The organism is Patiriisocius marinistellae (genome assembly GCF_009014635.1).
In the GTDB taxonomy this organism is placed as follows: Bacteria; Bacteroidota; Bacteroidia; order Flavobacteriales; family Flavobacteriaceae; genus Patiriisocius; species Patiriisocius marinistellae.
In genome coordinates this window covers 36,686-62,330 of record NZ_BKCF01000006.1, presented here as the reverse complement: position 1 = coordinate 62,330, position 25,645 = coordinate 36,686, and the positions used below count along the sequence as shown (strand labels likewise).

23 protein-coding genes are annotated in these 25,645 nt (G+C 31.4%); all 23 read left to right on the top strand.

Going from position 1 to position 25,645, the window contains the following annotated elements; translation table 11 throughout:
* Nucleotides 1-3 precede the first annotated feature (3 nt).
* The gene (locus tag GB234_RS13575) at nucleotides 4-801 is read left to right on the top strand and encodes a polysaccharide deacetylase WbmS family protein (RefSeq protein WP_151895127.1); all 798 of its coding nucleotides are present in this window, start codon (nucleotides 4-6) and stop codon (nucleotides 799-801) included.
* Between the two features lie 6 nt (nucleotides 802-807).
* On the top strand, nucleotides 808-1,392 hold the full coding sequence (locus tag GB234_RS13570) for an acyltransferase (protein WP_151895126.1): 585 nt from the start codon (nucleotides 808-810) through the stop codon (nucleotides 1,390-1,392).
* Nucleotides 1,389-2,360 (top strand): Gfo/Idh/MocA family protein, encoded by a 972-nt coding sequence (locus GB234_RS13565; protein WP_151895125.1) that lies wholly within the window; start codon nucleotides 1,389-1,391, stop codon nucleotides 2,358-2,360. Before GB234_RS13570 ends, GB234_RS13565 begins: the two co-directional genes overlap by 4 nt.
* Before the next feature lies 1 nt (nucleotide 2,361).
* Nucleotides 2,362-3,450 (top strand): non-hydrolyzing UDP-N-acetylglucosamine 2-epimerase, encoded by a 1,089-nt coding sequence (gene wecB / locus GB234_RS13560; protein ID WP_151895124.1) that lies wholly within the window; start codon nucleotides 2,362-2,364, stop codon nucleotides 3,448-3,450.
* 3 nt (nucleotides 3,451-3,453) lie between these two features.
* Nucleotides 3,454-4,800 (top strand): lipopolysaccharide biosynthesis protein, encoded by a 1,347-nt coding sequence (locus GB234_RS13555; protein WP_151895123.1) that lies wholly within the window; start codon nucleotides 3,454-3,456, stop codon nucleotides 4,798-4,800.
* Nucleotides 4,801-4,867: 67 nt separating this feature from the next.
* Nucleotides 4,868-5,419 (top strand): GNAT family N-acetyltransferase, encoded by a 552-nt coding sequence (locus tag GB234_RS13550; RefSeq protein ID WP_151895122.1) that lies wholly within the window; start codon nucleotides 4,868-4,870, stop codon nucleotides 5,417-5,419.
* A 29-nt stretch (nucleotides 5,420-5,448) separates the two neighbouring features.
* On the top strand, nucleotides 5,449-6,744 hold the full coding sequence (locus tag GB234_RS13545; RefSeq protein WP_151895121.1) for a glycosyltransferase family protein: 1,296 nt from the start codon (nucleotides 5,449-5,451) through the stop codon (nucleotides 6,742-6,744).
* The gene (locus tag GB234_RS13540; RefSeq protein WP_151895120.1) at nucleotides 6,741-7,979 is read left to right on the top strand and encodes an O-antigen ligase family protein; all 1,239 of its coding nucleotides are present in this window, start codon (nucleotides 6,741-6,743) and stop codon (nucleotides 7,977-7,979) included. Before GB234_RS13545 ends, GB234_RS13540 begins: the two co-directional genes overlap by 4 nt.
* Before the next feature lie 112 nt (nucleotides 7,980-8,091).
* Nucleotides 8,092-9,396, top strand: a complete 1,305-nt coding sequence (locus GB234_RS13535) for a phenylacetate--CoA ligase family protein (RefSeq protein WP_235906142.1) — start codon at nucleotides 8,092-8,094, stop codon at nucleotides 9,394-9,396.
* Nucleotides 9,393-10,553 carry a glycosyltransferase family 4 protein gene (locus GB234_RS13530; RefSeq protein ID WP_151895118.1) on the top strand — a complete coding sequence of 387 codons (1,161 nt, stop codon included), beginning with the start codon at nucleotides 9,393-9,395 and terminating at the stop codon, nucleotides 10,551-10,553. Before GB234_RS13535 ends, GB234_RS13530 begins: the two co-directional genes overlap by 4 nt.
* A 110-nt stretch (nucleotides 10,554-10,663) precedes the next feature.
* A complete protein-coding gene (locus GB234_RS13525) occupies nucleotides 10,664-11,068 on the top strand; it encodes a MaoC family dehydratase (protein WP_151895117.1) in 405 nt (134 codons plus the stop codon).
* A gap of 6 nt (nucleotides 11,069-11,074) precedes the next feature.
* Entirely contained in the window at nucleotides 11,075-11,704 is a 630-nt protein-coding gene (locus GB234_RS13520) for a sugar transferase (RefSeq protein WP_151895116.1), read from the top strand.
* A complete protein-coding gene (locus GB234_RS13515; protein WP_151895115.1) occupies nucleotides 11,697-12,251 on the top strand; it encodes a GNAT family N-acetyltransferase in 555 nt (184 codons plus the stop codon). The genes GB234_RS13520 and GB234_RS13515 overlap by 8 nt, the downstream gene beginning before the upstream one ends.
* On the top strand, nucleotides 12,241-13,134 hold the full coding sequence (locus tag GB234_RS13510; protein WP_172966896.1) for a 1-aminocyclopropane-1-carboxylate deaminase/D-cysteine desulfhydrase: 894 nt from the start codon (nucleotides 12,241-12,243) through the stop codon (nucleotides 13,132-13,134). Before GB234_RS13515 ends, GB234_RS13510 begins: the two co-directional genes overlap by 11 nt.
* On the top strand, nucleotides 13,135-14,154 hold the full coding sequence (locus GB234_RS13505) for an ATP-grasp domain-containing protein (protein WP_151895113.1): 1,020 nt from the start codon (nucleotides 13,135-13,137) through the stop codon (nucleotides 14,152-14,154).
* Nucleotides 14,155-14,705: 551 nt separating this feature from the next.
* Nucleotides 14,706-15,836, top strand: coding sequence for a DegT/DnrJ/EryC1/StrS family aminotransferase (locus tag GB234_RS13500; RefSeq protein WP_151895112.1), 1,131 nt, complete (start codon nucleotides 14,706-14,708; stop codon nucleotides 15,834-15,836).
* A gap of 35 nt (nucleotides 15,837-15,871) precedes the next feature.
* On the top strand, nucleotides 15,872-17,818 hold the full coding sequence (locus GB234_RS13495) for a polysaccharide biosynthesis protein (RefSeq protein WP_172966895.1): 1,947 nt from the start codon (nucleotides 15,872-15,874) through the stop codon (nucleotides 17,816-17,818).
* A gap of 100 nt (nucleotides 17,819-17,918) precedes the next feature.
* Nucleotides 17,919-18,677: a polysaccharide biosynthesis/export family protein gene (locus GB234_RS13490; protein WP_151895111.1), complete on the top strand. Its 759-nt coding sequence runs from the start codon at nucleotides 17,919-17,921 to the stop codon at nucleotides 18,675-18,677.
* Between the two features lie 10 nt (nucleotides 18,678-18,687).
* Nucleotides 18,688-21,063: a GumC family protein gene (locus GB234_RS13485; RefSeq protein WP_151895110.1), complete on the top strand. Its 2,376-nt coding sequence runs from the start codon at nucleotides 18,688-18,690 to the stop codon at nucleotides 21,061-21,063.
* Nucleotides 21,005-22,387, top strand: coding sequence for a capsule assembly Wzi family protein (locus GB234_RS13480; protein ID WP_151895109.1), 1,383 nt, complete (start codon nucleotides 21,005-21,007; stop codon nucleotides 22,385-22,387). Before GB234_RS13485 ends, GB234_RS13480 begins: the two co-directional genes overlap by 59 nt.
* Nucleotides 22,388-22,420: 33 nt before the next feature.
* Nucleotides 22,421-23,989, top strand: coding sequence for an NAD(P)/FAD-dependent oxidoreductase (locus GB234_RS13475; RefSeq protein WP_151895108.1), 1,569 nt, complete (start codon nucleotides 22,421-22,423; stop codon nucleotides 23,987-23,989).
* Between the two features lie 60 nt (nucleotides 23,990-24,049).
* Nucleotides 24,050-24,508, top strand: a complete 459-nt coding sequence (locus GB234_RS13470) for a COG2426 family protein (protein ID WP_151895107.1) — start codon at nucleotides 24,050-24,052, stop codon at nucleotides 24,506-24,508.
* A gap of 275 nt (nucleotides 24,509-24,783) precedes the next feature.
* A complete protein-coding gene (locus GB234_RS13465; RefSeq protein WP_151895106.1) occupies nucleotides 24,784-25,629 on the top strand; it encodes a phage tail-like protein in 846 nt (281 codons plus the stop codon).
* Nucleotides 25,630-25,645 lie beyond the last annotated feature (16 nt).

Genomic DNA, 25,645 nt, shown 5'->3' with positions numbered 1-25,645 from the left:
CGAATGCAAAATAAAATTGAATTTTTACTTGAAAAATTAAAAAAGAAAAGAGAGTGGCACGATAAGCCTGTTTTCTGTTTTACTAGTGATATAGACTGGGCTTCTGAAGCTGTAATGGAAGAATATTTTAACATTCTTAATCCTCACAATTTAAAACCTACACTATTTGTTACACACGAATCTAAACTTATTGAACAAAATTTTAAAGCAGGAAAATTAGATAGAGGTATTCACCCTAATTTTTTAGCAAATAGCTCACATGGAGAAAACTTTCAAGAGATAATTGAAACTGTTATGAGGTTTGCTCCAGAAGCTAAAGGGTTTAGAAGTCATCGTTTATTCGATGTGACAGATATAACTCACATGCTTAAAGATAAATTTGGGTTTAATTATAATTCTAATCTCGGAACTATAATGAAGACTGAAAGCTATCCAATAATCCATGAATCTGGATTACTTCATTATCCTATTTTCTTTGAAGATGGAACTCATTTGTATAACAAGTTGAATCTTGACTTTAAAGTATACGAAGAACAATTTAGAACTCCAGGAATTAAGATTATTAGTTACCACCCAATGAATTTTGTATTTAACTCACCTAATATGCCTTTTATGAGAAATATAAAAGATTCACTCTCTAGAGAGGAATACAATAATATTTCAGCAGAGACAATTGAGAAAATGAAAAATACAACAGAAAAAGGTATAGGCGATACTATTTTAGACATTGTATCTTTTGTAAAAGAAAACAATTACTCTATCATGTCGCTTGATGAAATCTATAATGAAACTATACGATAATTTACCATGTCTAGATTAAATTACTTTGCGCATAAATCCTCGTTTGTTGATGATGGATGTATCATAGGCGACGGTACAAAAATTTGGCACTTTTCTCACATTATGTCCAATTGTACTTTGGGTAAACGATGCAATATAGGTCAAAATGTTGTGGTTTCTCCAGACGTTATTTTAGGAGAAAATGTAAAAGTGCAGAATAATGTTTCAATCTACACAGGTGTGATTTGTGAGGATGATGTTTTTCTAGGTCCTTCAATGGTTTTTACAAATGTAATCAATCCAAGAAGTGCAGTTAATAGAAAAGATGAATATGCTAGAACACTTGTGAAAAAAGGAGCTTCTATAGGTGCAAACGCAACTATTATCTGCGGAAATGATATTGGAAAGTACGCATTAATTGGAGCTGGAGCAGTTATTACAAAACCAGTTAAAGATTTTGCTCTCTTAGTAGGTAACCCAGCAAAACAAATAGGGTGGGTTAGTGAATATGGGCATAGACTAAGCTTTAATGAAGAAGGTGTTGCACATTGTCCAGAAAGAAACGACGAATACCAATTAAAAAATAACCAAGTACAGAAAATCAAATCATGAAAAATTTTGCACTCATTGGAGCCTCAGGATATATCGCACCACGACATATGCAGGCTATAAAGGAAACAAATAATAATCTAGTAGCAGCTCTTGACAAATTTGATAGCGTGGGTGTTATTGATAGTTATTTTCCTAATGCTGCCTTCTTTACAGAGTTTGAACGCTTCGATCGAGAATTATCAAAGTTAAAGCATGAGAAGGGAACTCAAATGGATTACGTTAGCATTTGTACTCCTAATTATTTGCATGATTCTCACATACGTTTTGCATTAAATCAAGGAGCAGATGCTATTTGTGAAAAACCATTGGTACTTAACCCATGGAGCGTCGATTCTCTTAAAACTATTGAAAAAGAAACTGGGAAGAAAATTTACAACATTCTTCAACTAAGAGTGCATGAAAGTATTATTGCTCTTAAGAAAAAAATTGATGAAGGACCAAAGGATAAAGTGTATGATGTAGATCTTACATATTTGACATCTCGCGGAAGTTGGTATTATACATCTTGGAAAGGAAATGAAGACAAATCTGGAGGTATTGCTACAAATATAGGCGTGCATTTTTATGATATGTTATCTTGGATTTTTGGTGGGGTAAAAGCAAATATAACACATGTTTATTCTCATGATAGAGCATCTGGATATTTAGAATTAGATCGTGCTCGTGTGCGCTGGTTTTTATCTATTAATGATGAGGTACTTCCTAAAGAGGTGGTAGAAAAAGGACAACGCACCTATCGTTCTATTACAGTAGATGGCGAAGAACTAGAGTTTAGTGGTGGATTTACAGATTTACATACATCGAGTTATAAAGAAATCTTAAAAGGGAATGGCTACGGAATTGAAGATGCGCGTCAAGCCATTGAAATTGTCTATAATATAAGAAATGCAACTCCCATAGGGTTAAAAGGAGATTACCATCCTTATGCTAAAAAACCTTTGTCTATTCACCCTTTTAGAAGAAAATAAAATGAAAATTATTACCATTATTGGCGCACGACCGCAGTTTATAAAGTCAGCGGCCATTAGTAAAGCCGTTCTTGAATATAGTGCGCAGCATCCTAAAGCTCCTGTAGAAGAAATTATCGTTCATACGGGACAACATTATGATGCTAATATGAGTGGTGTTTTTTTTGAACAAATGAACATCCCTAAGCCCAAATACCAATTAAACATAAATGGTCTTTCTCATGGGGCAATGACGGGGCAAATGCTGGAAGCCATTGAAAAAATATTAATTAATGAACAACCACAATGGGTTCTTGTTCATGGAGATACAAATTCAACACTTGCAGGTGCATTAGCAGCAAGAAAGTTGCATATCAAGGTTGCACACATTGAGGCTGGACTTCGTTCATTTAATGAGCGAATGCCTGAGGAAGCTAATAGAATCTTAACAGATAGAATGAGTACGCTGCTATTTGTTCCTACAGATAGCGCAATAGAAAATTTGAAAAAAGAAGGCTATGACTATATAGGCACTAAGGTAGTAAAGAATGGAGACGTTATGTTGGATGCAAGTTTAGTATTTACTCCTTTTGCTAAAAAACCTTCTGACAACTTACCAGAAAACTTTATCCTTTCAACAATACATAGGGCAGAAAATACAGATGACCCTAAGAGGTTGAATGGCATTTTTAATGCACTTAATAAAATTGCTGAGAAAGATGCTATCGTGATTCCATTACACCCCCGTACTAAGAGTTTTATAGAAAAATACGCTATTACACTTCATAAAAACATTTTTTGTATTGAACCTGTTGGTTATTTAGAAATGCTTTATCTTCTAAATAATTGTACTTTAGTTATGACTGACAGCGGAGGATTACAAAAAGAAGCTTTCTTTTTTAAGAAGTTCTGTTTAACTATGCGCGATGATACTGAGTGGGTTGAGTTAGTCAATAATGGCTATAACACTTTAGTAGGTGCAGATACAGATAAAATAATTGCAGCTTACACGAGTGCTGGTAATACATCATTAGATTTTTCAAAAAACTTATATGGTACTGGAGATGCAAGTCAAAAGATAATTGATGGGCTAGTTAATTTTACCAACTAAATAGTGCAAAAAATTTTTAATAAACTAATGATGCGCTTTGGGGCAGGAGGGAGTGTAAAATCTCTCCACCTCGCAGTATCACAAAGTTTTGTTGCAGTTCTATTTGTTTTAGTTGACTATTTTTTTTCAAAGGAACTTTCGGTAAAACAGTTTGGACTATGGAAAGAGGTTTTTTTTATCTTCAATCTAGGAATTCCTCTAATTACATTTGGATTACCAGAGGGTTATAAATATTTTATAGCTAAGAATAAAGACTATTCAGGTTATTATAAAAGCCTAACGAGAGTACTTTTTTTAATTGCGCTTTTTGTTTTTTTTATAGCTCTTGTTACTAATGTATTACATTACAGTTGCCTTATTAACTTAGGTTCTTATTACCTAATAAGTTTGTTGTTTCCATTGCCATTACTGGCTTTTATTACAAATAAGTCATTACGCTACACTTACATAAATTTAGACAAGACCGAAGTTCTAACAAAGTTATCTTTCTATGGAGCCATAGGAAGTTTACTTGTAATTTTTTGCGGGGTTTTTTTCTTCAAGTTTACTAATGGATATTTTCTAGTAATCCCTATAGTGGTTTATGCAGCGATTTTTGGATTACCTTCCTTTTTCTACTATATAAAATTACCTTTTAAAACGAGTACAGAAACCGTCTCTAAAGTAAAAGTGAAAGAAATGCTTCACTATGGTTTTCCTCTTTATTTAGCAACATTTACAGGGCTAATCAATGGATATTTAGACAAGCTAATTGTCAACGTTTTTGAAAACGAAACAACATTTGCAATATTCTCAGTTGGAGCTTTAGAAATACCCATATTTGCTATGTTAAGTGCTGCCTTTTCACAACAAATATTTCCTTCAATGGTTGCGAATATTGAGGCTGGGAATGAAGCTAAAGCAAAATCTATTTGGGTAAATACTACAAAAAAAGTATCATTATTGACCTATCCCATTTTGTTAATATGTATGTTTTTTGCAGAAGAAATTATTTTCTTTGTTTATTCTGAAGCATACGCATCATCAGTTATTTTGTTCAAAACCTATCTTTTAGTAGCCTTGTTCAGAAACAATAGTTATGGAATTCTATTAACAGCTAAGGGTGAGACAAGGTTTATCACTAAAATAGCAGTTTTTATGCTAGTATTAAATGTTATCATTTCTATTTTATTGTATTATTACTTTGGTATTACAGGAATTGTTTTTGGCTCATTGTTTTCAACAATATTTTTTGTCATAGTAATACTTATTAAAGAAAAGCTATGGACACTTTATCTAAAACAAGTATTTTTGAATCCAATTATTGGAAGCCTAACAATACTAATTATAATGGCTTATCTATTTAATTAAGGCTCTTTTAGAAAAATAGTTTTTCAATTATTACTTTAAAATAATTCAAACCTTTTAATTTTTTATCATGCGTGTATTAGAATCTGACAGATTAATATTAAAACCAGTAGAAGAAACAGATTTACAATATTTGCTTGACCTTAGGTGGGATGCTGAAATTGTAAATTATCTTATCCATGAGCCGTTATCATATTCAGACCAAATTAAATGGTTTAATGGACTCACTAAAAAGGACATGCCTTTATTGCTGTGGGTTAAACAACCTGATGGTTCCTTAGAACGTGGTGGTACTATAGGGTTATATAATATAAATCAAAGACATCAAAATGCGATATGGAAATTGCGTATTGATGACAAATTTCAAAATAAAGGATTTGCAGTTGAGAGTGCAGTTATGATGTTTACGTATGGATTTGAAATTTTGAACCTTAATAAAATTACAGGTACTTTATTTGCAAACAATCCAGGAACCGTAAAAATGCATAAAAAGCTTGGCTTTACTAATGAGGGGCTTTTAAGAGATCACTATTATCATCAGGGAGCTTTTAAAGATTGTGTGTATGTTGGTTTGTTAAAAAGAGATTTTAATAAAGAAAATGCTTTAAAATATGTAAAGTGATAATTCAATATTTATTCTTATAACTAAAAATGAAAAAGAAGTTTCTGATCATCTCCTATTCGTATCCTCCAGCTAATTCTCCAGCTGCACAGCGACCTTATGCATTAGCCAAGTATTTAGATAAATCTAAATTTGACGTATTTGTTTTAACTTGTGGTAACGCTGATAGCTCAATGGGTTTTGATGATGGTTTTGACGAAAATATAAAAAATGTAACCCTGATAAAGGTTGATGATTTTTTAGGAAAAAAAGCTTCAGGTATTCGAAACCATAGAACAGTAGCTAGTAATGCCGGTATAATAGCTAAAATAAAGTCTAAAGCTTTTGTTACTGCAAGAACGATGTTGTTTCCTGATAGAGCTATTTTTTGGTTGCCAAATGTCTATAAATATTTAAAAAATAACCCTATATTTTTAGACTCGATAGATGTATTATTTTCTACTTCGCCATTATTTTCAAATCATCTTGCTGCGCTGTATATAAAAAAGCGAAATAATAAATTAAAATGGATTGCAGATATACGGGATTTTCACTACATAGAACATATAGAACATAAATCAATTTTATTAGGATTATTACATAAAACTGTTGAGAAAAAGGTTTTGAAAAAAACAGACTATGTCACGGTAGTTTCTGAAATCATGAAACAGAAGTTTGAAAATCGCTATCCTAAATACGCTTCTAAATTCAACTTATTATATAACGGTTTTGATTTAGATGATTTTAGGCAATTAGATATCAAGCCACTTACCGGTGATACATTAGATATTTTTTATGCAGGAAGTTTTTATAGCGGTGTACGCACCCCAGTACCTTTGTTTAAGCTGTTAGATATTGTTTTTGAAGAAAAAATAATAAGCCCTGAAAATATAAAAGTTTATATAGCGGGTACTATGGATGAACACCTTAGTTTAGAAATAAATAAATATAAATCTGCCAAATGCATGGAGTATTTAGGGCGAATTCCTAGGAGCGAGGTTTTATATAGATTAACAAATACTCATTTACTTTGGCTAATAATAGGCCACACTAAATTACATAGTATTGGGATTCCAATAAAGTTATATGAGTATATAGCAGCGAAAAGGCCTATACTTTGTTTTGCTCCCCATACAGCAGAGCCAGCAAATGTAGTAAGAGAAAATAACTTGGGTTGGGTAATTGATGATAAGGCAGATGCTATTGAAATACAGGTGAATAACTTTAAAGATATTGTTGCTTCTTTCAAAAAAGGAACGCTACAACAACCTTTGTCCATTGATGCTTTGAAAAAATTTAATAGAGAACAACAAGCTGAAATTATTGCTAGATTAATTAATAAATGAAAAAGTTTTTTTTTATAATTTTTATTTTCTTATCATTTATTACTCAAACGATAACTGAACCTGGGACAAATCCCATACTTTCTAGATTAACACCTTCAGATATTTTTGGTGCTCTTGGATTATTATTTGGAGTTACCGCTTTGACAAAAGGTTTTACTTCTTCATCATCGCTTTCAAAAGTCTATCAGTCTTCCTTGTTTTTAATTGTATGTTTTTTTCTGCCAATCATGTTTTCCTATAATATAACAGGAACTTTGATAGAAAGTCTTATTCTTTTATTTTTAATATTAATTTCTGTAACTATTTTTCAGAACTTTAAGAATAACTTATTAGATTCTCTGTTTCCCATATTGATGTATACTATGATTTGTGCATCTATTTTAGGTTTTTATGATTTGATATCTAGCACAATTGGTTTGCCTAGAATATTTCCTAAAAGAACTGATGGAGAGGCGTTGTCTGGTTTTAGAAATGCAGGACAAGCAGGTGCTTATTATTTAGTGATGCTTAGTATTTTAATTCCGCTTCGATATTCTTCACTTTATGATTTGGTATCTCCTAGAAATAGAAAAATATTGCGGGTTTCAATTATTATCTCAATTATATTTATTTTCTTAACAGGTAAAATTGCTGCATATATAGGATTGGCGGCTGGAATTTTATTTTTTTTACTTTATAAAAGAAATTTCAAAGCTACTTTTGGGGTCATTTTTGGGGTAGCATTATTATCAATTCTTTGGGTTAATTTAGAAACGCTATTGCCCAATCTTCATAATAGGGTATCAAAAAAGTATGATAGTCGTGTTACTCAAAGGATTGAAGGAACAAACAAAGGCGGTTTTATGGAAAAAAACTTTGGTGCTGCGATACAATCATTTGAAGACAGACCTTTAATAGGCTCTGGGATAGGAGGATTTAGTAGTAAATATGGCACGCACGAGGTGCATAGTACCTATTTCAAAATGTTAGGTGAGACAGGTTTATTTGGCGTTATAGGGTATCTTATTTTTCTCATTTCTTTTATTTATATGTTTAAATATAGAAAATTCAGAAAAGTAAACCCATATTCAGATTATCTTGCAACTATGTTTCCTTTTATTTTAGGTTGTTTAATTAGTTGGGGGTATACCTACCATTTGCGTAAACGTGAATTCTGGATATTAGTGGCAGTTATAATGATAGTTAACTATTGTGCAATCAATTATAAGCAAGTAATTTTAGAGGAAGAGGTTTAATTAGATTTTTATAAAAATGAAAAAATACCTGAGTAAAATTTATAACTATCTTCCCCATTTTTGCCACAATTTATTTGTTACTGGTTATAATATAGTGAATTATAAAATAAGAATGTCTGGAAATTATTCTAAGTGGAGAAAACATTATAAAAACAATGAGGGTTTACCCATTGAAGAATTAAAAAAAATACAAGAATCAAAATTTATAGATTTATTAAGGTATACTTTTAATAACTCTCCATTTTATGCTCAATTTTATAAAGATGTAGACGTTTTGTCAATTTCAGAAATCTCAGAAATACAAAAACTTCCTATTATCCATAAAGAAATATTAAGAGCAAATATTGATCAAATAATTACACTTCCAAAAAATAGAGCAAAAGCATCAAAAACTGGAGGTACTACAGGAAAATCATTAACGGTTTACAAATTTGAAAATGATATTCAAGAAAGAATCGCTATTCTAGATAATTTTAGAGCGAAAGAGGGGTATGAATTAGGCAAAAGAACTGCTTGGTTTTCTGGAAAAAGTTTATTAACTAAAAGAGATATAAAAAAAAATCGCTTTTGGAAAACAGATTATTGGTACAATGTAAGGTATTATTCTACTTTTCATATGAAAGATACGTTTCTTAAATATTATATTGAAAATCTAACTACATATTCGCCTGAATTTTTGGTAGGTTTTCCATCAACAATTTATGAAATTGCAAAATATGGTTTAGCACATAATATTGATTTTCCTTCTAATACAGTGAAAGCAATATTTCCTACCGCCGAGACCGTTACTAAGGAAACTCGTGCAGCACTTGAACTTTTTTTTAAAACTAAAGTGTATGACCAGTATGCTTCATCTGAAGGAGCACCATTTATTTTTGAATGTAAACTAGGTAATCTCCACATGGATATACAAACCGGTGTGTTTGAAGTGCTTGATGAAAATGATACTCCTGCTAAAGAAGGGCGTTTAATACTTACATCATTTACATCTTACGGTACTCCTTTGATTAGATATGATATAGGGGATAGTTTATTATTATCAGATAAGATTTGCACTTGTGGGAACAATAATCCTTTAGTAGAAGAAATTTTAGGTAGAGTGAGTGATTATATTTATTCATCAGAGACGGGTAAAATTAATCTGGGTAATGTTTCTAATACACTAAAGGATACAAAGGGAATCATTAAGTTTCAGGTAATTCAAGACAGTCTTGAACGTATTGAAATAAAAATTGTTCTTGATAGCGCAAAATATTCTAATCATATTGAAAAGATTTTCTTGGATAATTGGAGAGATAGAGTGGGAACAAAAATGGATATAGATATAACACAAGTGGACGATATTGCTGTTGAAAAAAGCGGTAAGTATAGAATTGTCCAAAATAATATTAAACATCTGATAGAGAATAACTCATGAGCAAACATAAACTTATAAGAATAACAACAATCCCAAATTCTTTAAAAAGTTTACTTCGTGGGCAGTTGGGGTACATGAATCAGTTTTTTGAGGTAATTGGAATATCTTCACAAGGACAGCCCCTAGAGGATATTAAAAAAGAACAAGGAGTACGTGTTATTCCAGTAACTATGACGCGTGTTATATCTCCATGGCAAGATTTGAAATCTGTATGGCAACTATATAAGATTTTTAAAGTTGAAAGGCCTATCATTGTTCATACACATACTCCGAAAGCTGGTACTGTAGGAATGATTGCCGCCTGGTTAGCAAGAGTTCCAAATAGGCTCCATACAGTTGCTGGATTACCATTGTTGGAAATAAGCGGAAAGAAAAGAGTACTTTTAAATATTGTTGAAAAGCTCACATATCGATGTGCTACTAAAGTTTATTCAAATTCTTTTGGTTTAAAAGAAATTATACTATCTGAAAAATTGTGCGGACCTAATAAAATTAAAGTAATTGGTAAGGGAAGTTCTAATGGTATCGACACAGAGTTTTTTTCTCGTGATAAAGTTTCAGAAGAAACCATTAAGGTTTTAAAAGAAAAATATAAAATAAACCCATTAGATACTGTTTTTATTTTTGTGGGAAGGTTAGTTGGTGACAAAGGAATTAATGAACTTGTTGCCGCTTTTAAACAAATTAGTCTGAAAAACAAAAACTCTAAATTGTTATTAGTAGGTTCTTTAGAATCTGAGTTAGATCCTTTAAAAAGGGAGACACTTTTAGAAATGGAAGCTAACGATAGAATAATTCTTACGGGATATCAAACAGATGTGAGACCCTTTTTTTCTATTTCAAATGCGTTAGTTTTTCCAAGTTATAGGGAGGGTTTTCCAAATGTAGTAATGCAGGCTGGAGCCATGGGAATTCCTAGTATTGTTTCAAATATAAATGGTTGTAATGAAATTATTGATGACGGTATAAATGGGTGGATAATTGAACCTAAAAATGAGATAGAATTAATGTATAGTATGCTGAATTTGATTAGCTTTAATAATGAGGTAAAAGATATGGGTACTATAGCTCGCAATATAGTTGTGAAAAAATTTCATATTTTAACGGTTTGGGAATCAATTAAAAGTGAATACAATTCTCTGATTAAAATCAAATAGTTTTTTAATAAAAATTTAGCAAAAATTTTATAGGGTATCTTGTTTATTTCTATGAAGCTAAAAAATTGATGTTATTAACAAATACCTATATTTGCAAATTAAAGAATAATATGACCAAAAAAAATATTAAGATAGGTGATGAGGCTACTTTTCAAAAAACTGTCACAGAAACCGACGTGCATCTTTTTGCAGGAATATCTGGGGATTTTAATCCTATCCACATAAGTGATATTGCAGCTAGCAAAAGTATATTTGGTAAGCGTATTGTTCATGGAATAATATTAGTTGGTTTTATTTCAGCAGTTTTAGCTAATAAATTACCAGGTGAAGGATCAATTTATTTAGGGCAGGATGTTAAATTTAAAAAGCCTGTTTTTATTGGTGACACTATTACCACTATTGTTAAAGTAGTCGGAATTAGAGAGGAAAAAAATATTTTTACGTTAAGGACTATTTGTAGAAATCAGAATGATGAAATTGTGATTGATGGCGAAGCTGTCATTTTAAAAAATTAAATTAGTATGTATCTCACTGTAATAAAGCCTTTACTTGATAAAGTTTTCTTTATTTTATTAACGCCTATTTTTTTACCATTATACATTGTTGTCGCGGTTTTGACATATATTAAGATAGGTAGTCCAATAATATTTTCTCAAAAGAGAATTGGTAAGGATGAGAAAATTTTTAAGATGTACAAATTTAGAAGCATGACAAATGAAAAGAACGAGGACGGTACTTTAAAACCAGACCAAGAGCGTATCACTAAATTTGGAGCTTTTCTTAGACTTTCAAGTTTAGATGAATTGCCCGGATTATTTAATGTTTTGTTGGGAAATATGTCTTTTGTGGGACCTAGGCCGTTATTAGTCCATTATTTACCCTATTATACTGAAAGAGAAAAAAAGCGTCATCAAGTACGGCCTGGCATAACAGGTTTAGCTCAGGTAAATGGTAGAAATACAGTACAATGGGATGATAGATTAGAAATGGATGCGGTTTATGTTGAAAATATAAGTTTTATAAATGATGTTAAAATACTTTTTAAAACTGCATATAAAGTAATAAAAAAGGAAGATGTTGTTGTGATACCGGGAAAGCTTGGTGGGCAATTACATGTTTATAGGGCTAATAAAATAAACTCAGATGAATAGAAATATTTTAAGTACAGAAAGAATATATTTTGAACTTACGGAAGAAAGACACCTTGAAAATAGAGTGAATTATATTAATGATTCAGAAATACAGGGTACACTAAATTATGATTTTCCTACATCTTTATATAAAACAAAAAAATGGTTTGCGAATCATGCTTTAGACTCTTCCAGGGTTGATTTCGCCATTATGTGTAAGGAAACAGATAAAATGATAGGTTTTTGTGGTTTTATAAAAATTGAGAAACCTGTTATGAAAGCTGAATTACATATTGTTGTTGGAGATAAAAACTATTGGGGTGGAGGTTTTGGTGGAGAGGCTTATAAATTACTTTGTAATTACGGTTTCATTGAACTTGGTTTAAATAGAATTTATGGTTATCAACTAGGTCATAACGAAAAAGCTCATAATGCAATCAAAAAGATAGGTTGGGAATTTGAAGGTTATTTGAGAGAAGACCTTTTTTCACACGGAACTACAAAAGGAAGACATGTTGTTTCGATTATTCGGAAGGATTGGGAAAAACATTCATCTTATGATATCTAAAATTGAATATAACTCTAATGATGTAAGAGTTTTTAGAGATGATATATATCCATTTTTAGGTGGAGGTAATAAAGGTAGAAAGATAAAATATATTGAAAAAGATATTATAAAAAAAAAATCAAATGCTGTGGTTACAACGGGTGGAATTCAGTCTAATCATTGCAGAGCATTAGCCGTTTTAGCAGCTCAAAATGGTTGGAAATGTACGCTTGTACTCCATGGGAATCCTGATAGATTTAAAATTTTAAACGGGAATGCTAAGCTAATGCGTAATAGCGGTGCAGAAATTATTTTTGTTGCGGCAAATAACATCAGCATTGCTATGGATGTAGCGATGAATAACTACAATGAGCAAGGCTTAAAGCCATATTATGTATGGGGTGGCGGTCATACGATTGAAGGGGGATTAGCATATATTGAAGCTGTCAAAGAATTGAAGCAGTATTGTATTAAAGAATCTTGGGAGCCAAAATATATTTTTTTAGCTTCAGGAACAGGCTCAACGCAAGCTGGTATCATGGCAGGTTTAGACAATGAAAATATAGATGCTCAAGTAGTTGGGATTTCTGTAGCTAGAGATAGGAAAAGAGCGGAACAAGTTGTGAGCGAATTTTATAATGACCTTATTGATTTTTATAAAATAACTACTTCAAATAGAGATGTAACTGTACTTGATGATTATCTTTGTGGAGGTTATGAATTATTTGATACTTCTCTAAAAAAAGTATCAAATAATTCATTGAAAAATTTTGGGTTTATACTAGACACTACTTATTCGGGTAAAGGATTTTACGGGATGGATGACTATATTAAAAGAAATAACCTTTGTCAAGAAAAAATATTGTTTTGGCATACTGGAGGTGTATTAAATTATCTCAATTAAATGAACATACTTTTTACTTGTGCCGGAAGGCGAAATTACTTGATAAACTACTTTAAAATGGCATTACAAGGTAATGGGAAAGTTTTTGCTGCAGATATGCAAGCTAATGCACCAGCCTTAATTGATGCTGATGTTTCAATTATAGCACCTTCTATTTACGATGATACATATCTAGAATTTTTAAAGAGTGTAGTTACCGATCATAATATAAAAGCTATAATCTCATTAAACGATCTTGAACTACCGTTATTATCAAAACATAAATCTGTACTTGAAGACTTGAGAGTGAAAGTTATTGTTTCTGATCCAAAAGCAATAAATATTGCTTTTGATAAGTGGGAAACTGTTAATTTTTTAAAAAAGTATAATTTAAAAACTCCTACAACTTTCATTGATCTTTTAGAAGCAAAAAAAGCATTGAAAAAAGGTAATTTAAGTTTTCCAGTAGTTGTTAAGCCAAGATGGGGTAGTGCTTCGATTGCGGTTGACTTTGCTGAAGATGAAGAAGAGCTTAATATGGTTTATAAACTACAAATAAATAAACTAAAGAAAAGTATTCTTGCGACTGCGAGTAAAAATGATTTAGATAGAGCTATTCTCATTCAAGAAAAAATTGATGGGGTGGAATATGGTATGGATGTTCTCAATGATTTAGAAGGAAACTATTATGGTTCTTTCGCAAGAGAAAAGCTTTCTATGAGATCTGGTGAAACAGACAAAGCAATTTCTGTAATAGATGAAAAATTAAGTAAAATAGGTGATGTTATAGGTTCAAATTTAAAACATATAGGTAATTTAGACTGTGATGTGTTTTTTAATGGTACTGAATACTATGTATTAGAATTGAACCCAAGATTTGGTGGAGGTTACCCATTTTCTCATGAGGCTGGGATAAATACTCCGGCGATTTATTTAGATTGGTTGAGGGGTGAATACAAAGTAGATCACCATAATTTATACAAGGCAGGAATTGCATTTGCTAAATGTGATAGATTATTAAATATATCGCAAGTATTATAAATTATGATATTTCTTTAAGGGCTATCGATTTCTTTTAAAGTTTTATATTGTTACTTTAATTTAATCTACCATTTTATAATTTTCTTTGGTTATGTAGGCTTGACACTTTTTCTAGAAGTTTATTTTTAAGAAAGCAGATGTCAATACTTTCAGCAATTTTCTCTTTAATAAATTAGAACTAATCATAAAAAAACACATAGAATTAAAAAATGGAGAATTTTAAAGAAATATAAATTTGTTTAAATAATTTAAAGATTTAACGTTTTAATTTGTAATAAATTTATTGTTAGACTTAGACCATATATTGAATGTTTTTATAAAAAAATTTCAAGGAAAATACAAAAATTCACATTTTAAGCCCTAGTATTTTTGTGTTCCATTAAAAAGTATATTATTGAGAAAATTTATTAATAGAGATTGTTATAAAGAAAAGATCAGTACTTTAATTTAATTTTTTTTAATAATAATAATTTTTTATTACTATTATAACTAGTCAATCATTTTAAATTTAAATTTTTTAGAGCATCAAATTTTCGAAAAAAAAATAATAAATGAAAGATAAAATATGGCTTTCATCTCCACATATGGGAGGAAGTGAGCGTAAATTTGTAACAGAAGCATTTGATACAAACTGGGTAGCTCCTTTAGGACCTAATGTAAATGGGTTTGAAAAAGATTTAGAAAGTTACCTCAAAGATGATATTTATGTTGGCGCTTTGAGTAGTGGTACTGCTGCTATTCATCTTGCCTTAATTTTACTAGGCGTAACAGCGGGTGATGAAGTATTGTGTCAAAGTATGACGTTTTCTGCATCTGCTAATCCTATTATGTATCAAGGAGCCACACCTATTTTTATAGATAGTGAAACAGAGACTTGGAATTTGTGTCCAGTTCATTTAGAAACTGCCATTAAAGACCGTATTGCAAAAGGAAAAAAACCCAAGGCCATCATAGCAGTACATTTATATGGTATGCCTTATAAGGTTGATGATATAACTGCAATCTCAAAAGAGTATGACATTCCTGTTGTTGAGGATAGTGCAGAAGCGCTTGGAAGTCATTATGATAATAAAATGTGTGGAACCTTTGGCGATATTGGGATTCTGTCTTTTAATGGAAATAAAATTATTACAACTTCAGGTGGTGGAGCACTTGTGGCTCATACAAAGGAGTTGAGAGACAAGGCGATTTTCTTAGCCACTCAAGCTAGGGATAATGCTCCTCATTATCAGCATAGTCATGTGGGTTACAATTATAGAATGAGTAATATTTCAGCAGGAATAGGAAGAGGACAGATGGAAGTATTAGACAAGCACATAGCATTGCGTAGAGAAATGAACGTGTTTTATAAAGATTTGTTTAAGAATGTAAAAGGTGTTTCTGTTTTTTCTGAAATTTCAAACAACTATTTTTCTAACCACTGGTTGTCATGTATAAAAATTGATAGTAAACTAGCTGGTTTTACTTCTGAAACTTTACGACTCGCACTAGAAGATGAAAATATAGAATCTAGGCCTTTATGGAAACCTATGCATTTACAACCTATCTTTGAAAAATTCCCTTATTACGGAAATAATGTAAGTGAAAATTTATTTAAAAATGGACTTTGCTTACCCTCTGGATCTAACTTGACAGATACTGATAGAGATAGAATAACATCCGCAATTCAAAAATTATCGTAGTTATACTTATATTTACCAAATAATTAGAAAAACCATTGAAATCGATAGATAAAGTACTCTCTACCTTTTATACTGGCGATAATAAATTAAAACTACTAGATCAAAGGTATTTACCTAGATGGATTGTGGTAGTTCTTGATTTGTTTTTGTGTGCTATCTCTTTAGCCCTAGTATACCTTATCCTTTTAGGAACTCCTGTTTTTTTTAGTGATCATGTTTCATTGCCTACGCAAGCAATATTTTTACTGGGGGTAAATTTTCTGTTTTTTGTTGTATTTAAAACCTATTCAGGGATTATTAGGCACTCTACATTTACAGATATTTTAAAGCTCGCATTTTCTTCAATAAGCACCTTCGTAACATTGATAATATTCAATACTATTTACGGAGCCACTACGGGTAAATATGTATATACATTGACGTTGCTAATTATGTATATGTTTTTGTCTTTTTCTTTTTTATTATTATTTAGGGTAGCAGTAAAAGAAAGTTACCAAATTTTAAAAAAGGGTGCAAAAGGGATTTTAAAAAAGAGAGTAGCTATAATTGGAGCAGATGATCAAAATATATCTTTAGCAAAAGCATTGACAACGGAGTCAAATTTACCATTTAAATTAGTGGGTTTTTTAACTGAGAAATTTGATTCAAAAAGATATAAATTATTAGGAAAGCCAGTAATTCCTATAAAAGATAATTTTACCGAAACTGTACAAAATTATAATATACAAGGAGTAATAGTAATAAGCGATTCTCTGGGTGTAAAAGAAAAAAATAAAATTGTTAATAATTGTCTTGAAAACAATGTGGAGGTTTTTAATGTACCATCAGTTGAGCGTTGGAATACTAAAGCAGATATAAACAGTCAAATTAAACCCATACAAATTGAGGATTTACTAGAACGTGACCCCATATGTATTGAAAATGAAGCGATAGCAAATGATTTAGTGGGTAAAACTGTTTTAGTTACTGGCGGTGCTGGATCGATAGGGAGTGAAATAGTACGTCAAATTGCCTTATTTAGCCCTAAACAAGTGGTCATCCTTGATCAAGCAGAATCTGCACTCCATGAACTTGAACTATATTTAGCAGAAAAATTTCCAACACTAAATTTTATCACAGAGCTAGCTAACATTAGTAACATGTATCGGTTAGAGCAATTATTTACTAAGTATAATTTTGATATGGTATATCATGCTGCGGCATATAAGCATGTACCACTTATAGAGCGTAATCCACATGAGGCAGTTTATGTTAATATTTTGGGTACTGTAAATCTAGCAGTTTTATCTGTGAGTAATAAAATTGATAAATTTGTGATGATTTCGACAGACAAGGCAGTAAATCCTACAAATGTAATGGGAGCCTCAAAACGGGTTGCAGAAATGTATGTTCAATCGCTTCAAAGAAAAGAAGTAATTCATACACGTTTTATTACTACTCGCTTCGGAAATGTATTAGGTTCAAACGGTTCAGTTATACCACATTTCCGAAGACAAATTGCAGCAGGAGGTCCAGTAACTGTGACTCATAAAGATATTATTAGATATTTTATGACAATTCCCGAAGCATGCCAGTTAGTCCTTCAAGCTGGAACAATGGGGTCTGGAGGAGAAATTTTTGTTTTTGATATGGGGAAGCCTATCAAGATTCTTGATATGGCAGAGCGAATGATAAAGCTTTCAGGTTTAGAGCCTTATGAGGATATAAATATTGACATTACAGGGTTGAGACCTGGAGAAAAATTATATGAAGAGTTGCTAAATGATACTTCAACATCGTTACCTACACATCACCCAAAAATTATGATATCTGAGGTTCCAAGCGTTAGCTTTGATATTATAAATGTGAAAGTTAAAAAAATAATTAAAACTGCAACTAGGTTTAAAGATAACGAGGTGGTTTTATTATTAAAAGATTTAGTTCCTGAGTATATAAGTGAGAACTCTAGATTTGAGGCTTTAGATATCGAAAAAGATAGTTAAAGTTTAAATCCCCAATAATCGAAAACCTTCCCTAAAAATTAAAGAAAAGTTCATCTATAAGTATGAATCAACTTATATTTGCAAGAATTAAAAAATAGGAATGAAAAAATACCTCTTACTAGCCTTGATATCATTTAGTTTGTTCTCTTGTGCTACAAAAAAAGAAATTATCTATTTTCAAGATATTGATGCATTGAATAGTAAATCAATTGAACAACCATTTGAGCCTATAATTGAGACAAATGATATTTTATATATTTCTATATATTCTATAGATTCAAAAGCAATTGCGCCGTTTGTAAAAGGAAGAGAAGATGCGACCGCAACAAATACAAATGCAAATCCTAGTCTTGATGGATATTTGGTTAAAAAAGACGGTTCTATTATATTTCCAGTAATAGGAGATATTCAAGTTGCAGGAAGTACAAGAGCAGAAGTCGTAGATAAAATTAATAAAGCTTTGTCATTGTATATTAAGGATCCAGTAGTTGATGTTAGGATAATGAATTTTGAAATTACAATTCTAGGTGAGGTTAATCAACCTGGAGTATTCCCAATAAGAGATGAACGAGTTACATTGCCTGAGGCTATAGCTCTTGCAGGCGATTTAACTGTTGATGGAAAACGCGAAAATATTACTATTGTTAGAGAAGAGAATGGAAAAAGATTAATAGAAACAATTGATTTGACGAGTTCTGATTTTTTTAATAGTGATTTTTACTATTTAAAACAGAATGACGTAATTTACGTACAACCGTCTTTGAAAGGAGTTAAAAAGTCTGGTTTCATTCCTGATGTCCCCGCCCTATTGTCACTTTTCACAATAGTATTAAGTTCTATAATAATAATTACCCGTTAAGAAGTTTAAGATGAACAGTATTTCGCAACAAAAAGAGCTTAAAGAAACCTCCATTAAAGATTTAATATCTCAATACACTAGGTATTGGTATTTTTTTATTCTTGCAGTAATTATAGCGTTATCATGTGCTTTTTTGTACTTAAGGTATGCAGAACGCATATATCAAACAACGAGTACAATTATTATAAAAGATGAAAAAAAAGGAGGTGGTGCTGAACTAGCTGCTTTTTCTGAACTTTCTTATTTTCAAAATGCATTTTCTAGCAATATTAGTAGTGAATTAGTTTTATTAAAATCAAAATCCTTAATTGCCAAAGCGGTAAAAGAGCTTGACTTAAATGTAAGATATTTTTATTCAGGTAACATAAAGACATCTGAATTGTACGGTTATAAGCCTATTAAGGTGAATTATTTAACTGTTTCAGATACGTTACAATCGGCACTTCCTATTTTATTTATTACACCTCAGTCAAATACATCTTATTCAATTTCAATTGGAGAAAATAATGTTGCGAAAACTTATGATTATGGAGTAATAGCTTCTTTTAGTTTTGGCGATATTACAGTATTGCCTTCTTCATCAAACCCAGAAAAGTTTGAAGAGTATATAGGTCGAAAAATAGAGGTTCGATATGCGCCATTATCACTTGCAGCCGCAACTTTTCAAGGTGGATTAGAATTGGGTCATGATGGAAAAAGCGGTGAAGTTGTAACTCTGAACATGAAATCTACAATTCCGCAGAGATCTGAAGATTTTTTAAATGAATTGGTTTATCAATATAATCAAGACGCTATTAATGATCGTAGCCAAGTATCACAAAAAACTTCTAAATTTATTGATTCTAGATTAGAAATTATTACAAGAGAGCTGGATTCTGTAGAGAAAAACAAAGAAGATTTTAAAAGCTCTAATCGTTTAACAGATATTTCTGCAGAAGCACAATTGGTACTTGAAAATGCGAGTCAATTTGATAGACGTCAAGTAGATGTTGCTACACAATTAGAGCTGGTTAATTCAATGGTTGATTATATAGATCAAAGTGACCAGACTGAATTATTACCTTCAAATATGGGTATTGGAGGTGAAGGAGTTGTTACTTCTGTGGACACATACAATCAATTAGTTCTAGAACGTAATAAAATGCTTCAAAGTTCTACAGAACAAAATCCTGTAGTACAAAATCTTAATATTCAAATTGAACAATTAAAATCTTCTATTTCTCAATCACTTAAGAGTCAACAACAAAATTTTAAAACATCTTTAAGAGATTTAAATTTTCAAGAGAATAAATTAAATTCAAAACTTTCAAGAGTGCCAACTCAAGAAAAACTATTTAGAGGCATTGTACGTCAACAAAACATAAAAGAACAGCTATATTTATTTCTATTGCAACAAAGAGAGGAAACAAATATTTCTCTTGCGGTTACTTCCTCTAAAGCAAAAGTTGTTGATACAGCTTTTAGTGGGAGATCTCCAGTAGCTCCTAAAAAATCCATTATTTATTTAATGTCTTTTATAGTTGGACTTTTAATACCATTTTTATTAATATATGTTTATTATTTGTTGAATACAAAAATTACAAATCGTAGAGATGTAGAGCGAGTACATACTAATACTCCTTTAATTGGAGAAGTTCCAAAATTAGGGCGTAATGATGAAGAGTTAATTCAAGCAAGTGATCATAGTATTTTAGCTGAGTCTTTTAGAATTTTGCGTACAAATCTTCAATATCTTTTAATAAATAAGGAGAATTCTACTCAAAATAAAAAACGAATATTTGTTACTTCAACAATAAAGGGTGAAGGTAAAACTTTTGTAGCTTTTAATTTAGCATTGACACTTGCACTTACAGGCAAAAAAGTAGTCTTAATAGGAGCTGATATTAGAAACCCTCAATTACATAGATATTTACCACCAGAATATAAGAACAAGGCTGGTCTTACAGAATATATTGTAGATGAGAATCTTACTGTCCAAGATTTAATAGTAAAAAGTGAGCACGAGAAAAACTTAAGTCTAGTGATGTCTGGTGTTATACCTCCTAATCCTGCAGAGCTATTAATGCAACCACGAGTAGAAAATTTCTTTGAAAATATAAACGAACATTTTGATTATGTTATAGTTGACACTGCTCCTTCAATGTTAGTGACAGACACAATTTTATTAAATAGGCTGGCCGATTTGACGTTATATGTTATAAGAGCTAATTATACAGATAAAAAATTATTAGAATTTTCTCATGATGCAATTGCAGATGGAAGACTATCAAATGTTGCATTCATACTTAATAATGTTACGTTAGCTAATTTTGGCTACGGAAATAAATATGGATATACATATTCTGCTGAAAAGAAAACATTTTGGCAACGATTATTTAATAAGTAAGATGACCTTAAAATTTTATATAAAAATAAGTCTATTTTTCTTTTGTAGTATAATTGTAAATGCTCAAGATTCAAGTGATGAAGTTATTGATGAATTTTCGTATTCTGGTGAATTTTCATTATTAGGTATTGGTTCATCAGAAAATTATGTGCCCTTTTGGTTTCATACAAATACGAATGCAACAGCTGATCAATTAACTAATCTCTCTGCTACAGCTAGTTTAGCAGGTCGTTATACTTATAAAGAAGATGTTTTCTTAGAAGCAGGAATAGCTTATTATTATAGGGACGGTATAATTGTAGATGATTTCCAAAGACGCGATTTGTATGTACAGTTTCAAAATAAATGGTTAAAATCTACATTAGGGGCTAAAGCACAAGACGTGAAAGTAGACGGACTCTCAGCTACAAATAAAAACTTTTTATGGTCTGGAGATGCAAGACCACTTTCAGGTTTAATCATTGAAGCTAATAATCCAATAAAGATTAATAATTGGTTGGGTGTTGATTGGGGTATTGCTCATTATAGCCTGAATGATGAGAGGTCTGTAGATGGAGCAAGAGTTCATTATAAAAGATTAGGAGCACATATTCGCCTAAATGAAAAAAACAGATTTTATGCTCGTATTCAGCATTTTGCACAATGGGGAGGAACTTCAGAGATATTTGGAAAGCAAGAAGATGGGTTTGGCGGGTTTGTTGACCTATTTGTAGCAAAACAAACAGGAAGTAGATCAAATGCTTTAGGTAACCATTTAGGTTCTTATCTTCTTGATTATTATTTAACTACAGCAAAAGGAACCTTTAATTTTTACCATGAGCATCCCTTTGAAGATGGATCAGGAACACGCTTAGCAAATTTTCCAGATGGGGTTTGGGGAATAGTTTTTAGTCCCAAAAATAATAAGTTTGTATCAAAAATTCTTTATGAATATATTGACACTACAGATCAAAGTGGAGAAGATGGTTCAGGAAAAGATAGTTATTTCAATAATAAAGTATATAAGAGCGGTTGGTATTATGAAGGTCAAAATATAGGACTACCATTTCTAATTGTTCGTATTAATTCAAGAGTTGTAGCACATCAACTAGGTATTAGTGGAAAAATTAAGAATGTTGATTTAACTCTTAAAGCTACTCACGTAAATAGTCTTGGAACTTTTTTTGAAGGACTAGATTATGATGAAAATGTATTTTACACATATGCAAAAGCGTCTTATGCGCTAAAAAGATATGGAAAAATTTCTTTTTTAGCAGGTTATGATATAAGTACGCTATATGATAATGTATTAGGAGCTGGTGTTGAGTATAGCATCAAATTTTAGGAAACTTATTAATTCCTAAATAAAACTATTGATATGAGTTTACTCGTCCAAATTCAAATTCTACCAAGACAGCAAGAGGATGAAAATTTTATTCTTGAAACAGCTTTAACAAAAGCTAAACTAAGAAGAGGAAATATTAGTGATTGGCGCATACGCAAACGATCTTTAGACGCTCGTCAAACAAAAATAAAACTCAATCTACAAGTAGAATTTTGGCTCAAGGATGAAAAACGAGAAGATATTCCTCCATTTATTCCTCAAGAGGTTTCAAATTCAAAACAAATAGCAATCATTGGAGCAGGACCTGCAGGTTTGTATGCAGCATTAAGAGCAATTGAAGCAGGTTTTAAGCCCATAATATTTGAGCGCGGAAAAGATGTTAGGTCGAGACGCAGAGACCTTGCAGCAATCAACAAAGATCATATTGTAAATCCAGAATCTAACTATTGCTTTGGCGAAGGAGGCGCTGGGACTTATAGTGATGGAAAATTATATACGCGTTCAAAAAAACGAGGTAATGTGTTAAAAGCGATTGAGTGGTTTGTACACTTTGGAGCTGATCCAGATATCCTAGTAGACGCACACCCCCATATAGGAACTAACAAATTACCCGCTATCATTACAGCCATGCGCGAAGCAATTATAAATGCTGGCGGTGAAGTTCATTTTGATAGCAAATTGACTGATATAAAAATTTCTGAAGGAAGTATTTCTGAAATTTCAATTAATGATACCAGCGTTTTCAAATTCAACGATGTAATACTCGCTACGGGCCATAGCGCACGAGATATATTTTATTTATTACACAACCGAAATATTAAAATAGAAGCAAAACCTTTTGCTATTGGTGTGCGTGTAGAACATCAACAAGAATTAATCGATACTATACAATACCATGGAGATAGTGATAATCCATATTTACCACCTGCGTCTTATGCTTTAGTTGAACAAGTCGATGGATTAGGTGTTTATTCATTTTGCATGTGCCCTGGAGGAATTATTGCTCCTTGTGCTACAGAACAAGAAGAAGTAGTCACAAATGGATGGAGTCCAAGTAAAAGAAATAATCCATACGCAAATAGCGGTATTGTTGTAAGTGTAGAACCTAAGGACTTGTCTAATTACGAACCTAACGACCCTTTTGTTTGCTTAAACTTTCAGAAACAAGTAGAAAGAGCATGTTGGGAAGCGGCTGGAAAAACACAAAAAGTACCAGCGCAACGAATGGTTGATTTTGTAAATGGTGAAATCTCTAATACATTTCCGAAGACATCATACCAACCAGGAATCGTATCTGTAGATTTAAATGTAGTACTACCAAAACTTATCTCAAAAAGACTTAAAAAAGCATTGATAGCATTTGGGCGTAAAATGAAAGGGTATTATACAAATGATGCGGTATTACATGCCCCAGAAAGTAGAACGTCTTCTCCTATTTTAATTCCAAGAAATACAGAAACCCTTCAACATGTAGATATTACAGGTCTATATCCCTGTGGAGAAGGAGCTGGTTATGCTGGCGGAATAATATCTGCAGCAATTGACGGTATTAATTGTGTAGATGCTATAGCGCTTAAATATAAAAATAGTTCCATAAATTAATCTTAAAGAATTCTCTGTTATCTAGATTGCTTGTACCTTTGCACTTCTTAAAAATTACATTTGATTAAAGACTCAATTATAGCAGCATTATGGAGCATATCTCCTTTTGGTGAGGCAAAAGTGGGCATTCCGTATGGTATTTTTCATGATTTAAATATCTACTGGGTGTTGCTTATTTGCTTCTTATCTAATGTTTTAGTGTTCCCAATTATGATGTATTTTTTAGATAACATAAATCGTTATTTGTTACGATGGAAACGTTATAAAAAATCTGCTATTTGGGTTGCTAGACGCGCAAAAACAGGTTCAGGTGATAAAATTAGTAAATATGGCTTTTGGGGTCTTATTTTTTTTGTGATGATACCATTACCAGGAACAGGTGTATATGCTGGTAGTATAGCAACTTATATACTCAAAATTGACCGTAAGAGTGCGTTTTTAGCGAATGTAATAGGTATTTTCTTTTCATCTGTAATAGTATGGGTTACAGCTATTTTAGCTTATAAAGGTATTTCTTAAACTTAACAAAAACACTTTACCCTTGTTTTTTACTTTTTAACGAAAAGAATATTACTATAATTTCTATAAAAATTTCCTTAATGTCAATTTAATAATGTAAGCGAAATGGGTTATTTATCTTTTATTAATTTAATGATTTTATTAATAAAATCTCAATAAATCTAATTGATTTTTGAAAAATCATTATAGCTCCTTATGCCTTTAATTACAGGGGTTTAAATGATATTTAATCTTTGATAACAAGTATTTTTGCATTTTCAAAACACTTGTATATCATGAAATATTTTCTTACTTTTTTTTTAATATTCATAACTTTAAATACTATTGGGCAAGTAGGTATTAATACTACAAACCCAAGCCCGGGAGCAATGCTTGATATTAGCTCTAATAACAAAGGTTTTTTACCTCCTAGGATTTCGCTTACAGGAATTAATGATACATCAACAATTAGTGCCAATACTGAGGGTATGCTAGTTTATAATATTAATAATTCTCCTAGCGGTATTAATGAGGTAAGAAAGGGATATTATTATTGGGACGGGGGTATATGGAGAAGATTACGTACAGATGGATATTCAAAAAAGTTTGTTCAAAGTGAGAGTATTAGAGCTAGTAATAATGCATCTAATTATGTGACATTGCCTAATCTTGATCAAAATATTACACCTGCTGTGTCTGGAACATATCAAATAATTGTGAATGCCTATTATGCCGTTGAGAAACCTACTGGTACCACTAACGTTAGAGCAAAAGATAGAAATGGAAGAAATTTAAACGTTTATACCACTCAGAGAAATAATTCTGCTGGTCAAGGTTCTGTAAGATTATTACAAAATAACACAACTCCATTAGGAGAAAAGTATGTAGCATCTTATGGTATGACTTTTCCAGATGGGACTCAATTTTGGGCACATGGACAGTCCTTAGTGCTTGTAGAAAATGTATTTCTTACAGCTGGAACAACTTATAATTTTAAAGTACAAGGTAGAGAATGGTCTCGTTATAACAGTATTGATGCTGGTATATTTGGTTGGGAAACTAATGGACATTTAGGTAATGTGGGAGGTACTGCAAAAGCACAACATGGAGATATGACAATTACATTAATAGGAGAAAATTAAAAGTTCTCAAAATTGT

What these genes read in the sequence shown, in the direction of transcription:
- GB234_RS13490 (WP_151895111.1), top strand. Translation starts at nt 17,919, where the DNA reads ATGAAAAAATACCTCTTACTAGCCTTGATATCATTTAGTTTGTTCTCT.
- GB234_RS13475 (WP_151895108.1), top strand. Translation starts at nt 22,421, where the DNA reads ATGAGTTTACTCGTCCAAATTCAAATTCTACCAAGACAGCAAGAGGAT.
- GB234_RS13515 (WP_151895115.1), top strand. Translation starts at nt 11,697, where the DNA reads ATGAATAGAAATATTTTAAGTACAGAAAGAATATATTTTGAACTTACG.
- GB234_RS13535 (WP_235906142.1), top strand. Translation starts at nt 8,092, where the DNA reads ATGTCTGGAAATTATTCTAAGTGGAGAAAACATTATAAAAACAATGAG.
- GB234_RS13570 (WP_151895126.1), top strand. Translation starts at nt 808, where the DNA reads ATGTCTAGATTAAATTACTTTGCGCATAAATCCTCGTTTGTTGATGAT.
- GB234_RS13505 (WP_151895113.1), top strand. Translation starts at nt 13,135, where the DNA reads ATGAACATACTTTTTACTTGTGCCGGAAGGCGAAATTACTTGATAAAC.
- GB234_RS13530 (WP_151895118.1), top strand. Translation starts at nt 9,393, where the DNA reads ATGAGCAAACATAAACTTATAAGAATAACAACAATCCCAAATTCTTTA.
- GB234_RS13485 (WP_151895110.1), top strand. Translation starts at nt 18,688, where the DNA reads ATGAACAGTATTTCGCAACAAAAAGAGCTTAAAGAAACCTCCATTAAA.
- GB234_RS13465 (WP_151895106.1), top strand. Translation starts at nt 24,784, where the DNA reads ATGAAATATTTTCTTACTTTTTTTTTAATATTCATAACTTTAAATACT.
- GB234_RS13565 (WP_151895125.1), top strand. Translation starts at nt 1,389, where the DNA reads ATGAAAAATTTTGCACTCATTGGAGCCTCAGGATATATCGCACCACGA.
- GB234_RS13550 (WP_151895122.1), top strand. Translation starts at nt 4,868, where the DNA reads ATGCGTGTATTAGAATCTGACAGATTAATATTAAAACCAGTAGAAGAA.
- GB234_RS13525 (WP_151895117.1), top strand. Translation starts at nt 10,664, where the DNA reads ATGACCAAAAAAAATATTAAGATAGGTGATGAGGCTACTTTTCAAAAA.
- GB234_RS13480 (WP_151895109.1), top strand. Translation starts at nt 21,005, where the DNA reads ATGGATATACATATTCTGCTGAAAAGAAAACATTTTGGCAACGATTAT.
- GB234_RS13540 (WP_151895120.1), top strand. Translation starts at nt 6,741, where the DNA reads ATGAAAAAGTTTTTTTTTATAATTTTTATTTTCTTATCATTTATTACT.
- GB234_RS13510 (WP_172966896.1), top strand. Translation starts at nt 12,241, where the DNA reads ATGATATCTAAAATTGAATATAACTCTAATGATGTAAGAGTTTTTAGA.
- GB234_RS13520 (WP_151895116.1), top strand. Translation starts at nt 11,075, where the DNA reads ATGTATCTCACTGTAATAAAGCCTTTACTTGATAAAGTTTTCTTTATT.
- GB234_RS13500 (WP_151895112.1), top strand. Translation starts at nt 14,706, where the DNA reads ATGAAAGATAAAATATGGCTTTCATCTCCACATATGGGAGGAAGTGAG.
- GB234_RS13575 (WP_151895127.1), top strand. Translation starts at nt 4, where the DNA reads ATGCAAAATAAAATTGAATTTTTACTTGAAAAATTAAAAAAGAAAAGA.
- wecB (WP_151895124.1), top strand. Translation starts at nt 2,362, where the DNA reads ATGAAAATTATTACCATTATTGGCGCACGACCGCAGTTTATAAAGTCA.
- GB234_RS13545 (WP_151895121.1), top strand. Translation starts at nt 5,449, where the DNA reads ATGAAAAAGAAGTTTCTGATCATCTCCTATTCGTATCCTCCAGCTAAT.